This is a genomic window from Nonomuraea longispora, from assembly GCF_004348345.1.
GTDB classification, from domain to species: Bacteria; Actinomycetota; Actinomycetes; order Streptosporangiales; family Streptosporangiaceae; genus Nonomuraea; species Nonomuraea longispora.
Window position 1 is genome coordinate 1 of the sequence record NZ_SMJZ01000391.1, and the last position, 2642, is coordinate 2642.

Here is a 2642-nt window from a genome sequence, read left to right on the forward strand (position 1 = left end):
CTCCTACGGAAACCGGCTGACCTGCGTAAACCCGTGTTACGCAGGTGAACCCACGGGGACTGTGTGCATAGAGTGACCATCCGCTTCCAGGGGGACCTATGCGCGCATTCCAGGCCGGGCTGCTCGCGGTCTGCCTGCTGGCCGGCACATGCCCACCGGTGCACGCCGAGCCCGCCCCCTCCTCGCGTGACGTCAAGAAGGCCCGCCAGGCCGTACGCGAACGCTCCAAGCGGCTGGGGGAGACCAGCGCCAGGCTGGCCACCGCCCAGTCACGGCTCGGCCGGCTGGCGGCCGAGGTCGAGCGGCTCGTGGAGGCCTACAACGGGGAGCTCGTCCGGCTCCGGCAGGCCGAGCAGGCCGACCAGCAGGCCAGGACACGCCTCGCGGCGGCCGACGCCGAGGTCGAGCTGGCCCGGCACGACGTCGCGCTGCTGGCGGCGGAGACCTACGGTGGCGCGGCCATGACCGAGCCGTTCCTCGGCATGCTCATGGACCACGGCGAGACGGCCGGCATGCTCCACCGGGCCGGCGTGCTCGAACACATGAGCAGCGAACGGGCCGCGGTCCTCGCCAGGATGCGCGACGCCCAGGAGGTCGCGGGCATCCTGCGTACCCAGGCCGCCAACGCCTACGCCGCCCGCAGAGCCGCCACCGAACGCGCCAGGCACGCCAAGATCGCCGCGAAGGAGGCCGTGGCCAGGCAGCGGCGCGACACGAAAGCACTGCGAGCCCGCGAGAAACACCTCCAGCACAAGGTCGACGCCGCCCGCACCCGCGCCCAGCTGCTGGCCCGCCGCAAGGCCGCCGCCGCGTCGGTCTCCGGGCTCGTCTCCCGCGGCTCCGCCCTGGGGGACGTCGCGGCCAACTGGGCGCTCACCCAGCTCGGCAAGCCGTACGTGTGGGCGGCCGACGGCCCCGACACCTACGACTGCTCGGGGCTCACCATGCGCGCCTGGGAGAAGGTCGGCGTGCGGCTCGACCACTGGACCGGCACCCAGTGGACGTCAGGCCCGCACGTGCCGCTCGACCAGCTGCGCCGTGGCGACCTGGTGTTCTTCGGCCACATCAGCGACGACCCCGGCACCATCCACCACGTGGGGATCTACGTCGGCCGGGGCCAGATGGTGCACGCGCCGCAGACCGGCGACGTCGTACGGGTGGCCTCGATCTACCGCGGGGACCTGGTGGGCGCCACCAGGCCCCGCTGACCGTCAGTGACCGTCGTGTCCCTCGTCCTTGGCCCGGCGGAAGGAACGTTCGATCTCGGCCTCGGCCTCGATCCGCCCCACCCAGTTGGCGCCCTCGACCGACTTGCCCGGCTCCAGGTCCTTGTAGACCTCGAAGAAGTGCTGGATCTCCAGCCGGTCGAACTCCGACACGTGATGGATGTCCTGGATGTGGTGCATACGGGGGTCTGTCGAGGGCACGCACAGGACCTTGTCGTCGCCGCCCTTCTCGTCGGTCATCCTGAACATGCCCACCGCCCGGCACGTGATGTAGCAGCCCGGGAACGTCGGCTCCTGCAGCAGCACCAGCGCGTCCAGCGGGTCGCCGTCCTCACCGAGGGTGTTCTCGATGAAGCCGTAGTCGGCGGGGTACTGCGTGGAGGTGAACAACAACCGGTCGAGCCTGATCTTTCCGGTCTCGTGGTCCACCTCGTACTTGTTCCGTTGCCCCTTGGGAATCTCTACGACAACGTCGAACTCCACCGCGGTCCTCTCTCATGGGTCGAGAGCGCCTCGCAGGGCGTCCCAGCACGCGGTCAACCGCCTCACCGGGGCCCGGTCAGCGCTGCTCTCCCCCGCTCAGCCCCCGGGCACCCCCGGCTGGGCGTTAATGTCTCGTAGGCGAACACAGAAGAGAGGGCAGGCGACGTGGCGCGGCACGACAGGTGGGTGATGCTGACCACCCTCGTCGTGCTCCAAGCCCTCACCATCGTCATCGGCGTTTACGCGATGAACACCGGCTTCAGCCTCAGCGCATTGACGGGGCAGTCTCCACCGGGCGGGCCGACGGAGTCGCCGCAGGAAGAGTCTCCCCCCGCCCCCGTGGTCACCGCGGGACCTGTGCTGGCCCAGCTTCCGGTGAAGCCCGGAGACGGACCTCTCCCCACCAAGAGTACTTTGACGCGACAGCTCACCCGCGCCCTGGGTGACCGGGCGCTGGGCGACAGGGTCGGCGCCGTCGTGCTCGACGCGGCCACCGGCCAGCAGATCTTCGCCTCCAACGCCGACGCCGCCTTCGTGCCGGCATCGACGACGAAGATCGCCGTCTGCGCCGCCGCGCTCGCCTCGCTGGGGCCCGACACCCGCCTGTCCACCAAGGCCGTCCAGGGCTCCGAACCCGGCACGGTCGTCCTCGTCGGCGGCGGCGACCCGCTGCTCGCCGGCCCCTCCGCCAAGCCCCGCTACCCGAAGCAGGCCTCCCTCCGCACGCTGGCCGCCCGCACCGCCGCCACGCTGAAGTCCCGGAACATCAAGAAGGTCACCCTCTCGTACGACACCTCGCACTTCGTCGGCCCCGTCAAGGCCGACGGCTGGAAACCCGGCTACATCCCCGACGGCAACGTGGCGACCGTCCACGCCCTCGCCATCGACGAAGGCCGCCGGCACCCCCGCCACAACGCCCCCAGAGTCGACGAC

General features: G+C 70.8%; 3 protein-coding genes. 2 read left to right on the forward strand and 1 reads right to left on the reverse strand.

The annotated features are described in order from the left end of the window. Positions 1-98: 98 nt before the first annotated feature. A complete protein-coding gene (locus tag E1267_RS43380) occupies positions 99-1208 on the forward strand; it encodes a C40 family peptidase (protein WP_132342095.1) in 1110 nt (369 codons plus the stop codon). A gap of 3 nt (positions 1209-1211) precedes the next feature. On the opposite strand, the gene E1267_RS43385 is transcribed toward E1267_RS43380, so the two are convergent. Continuing rightward, complete coding sequence (locus tag E1267_RS43385; RefSeq protein WP_132342097.1) at positions 1212-1709, reverse strand: inorganic diphosphatase; 498 nt, start codon at positions 1707-1709, stop codon at positions 1212-1214. A 189-nt stretch (positions 1710-1898) separates the two neighbouring features. Here E1267_RS43385 and E1267_RS43390 point away from each other — a divergent pair. Further along, a partial coding sequence (locus tag E1267_RS43390; protein WP_246064735.1) for a D-alanyl-D-alanine carboxypeptidase occupies positions 1899-2642 on the forward strand: 744 nt, incomplete at its 3' end.

Excerpts from the sequence above, each read along its gene's own strand:
- E1267_RS43380 (WP_132342095.1), top strand. The coding sequence starts at position 99 with ATGCGCGCATTCCAGGCCGGGCTGCTCGCGGTCTGCCTGCTGGCCGGC.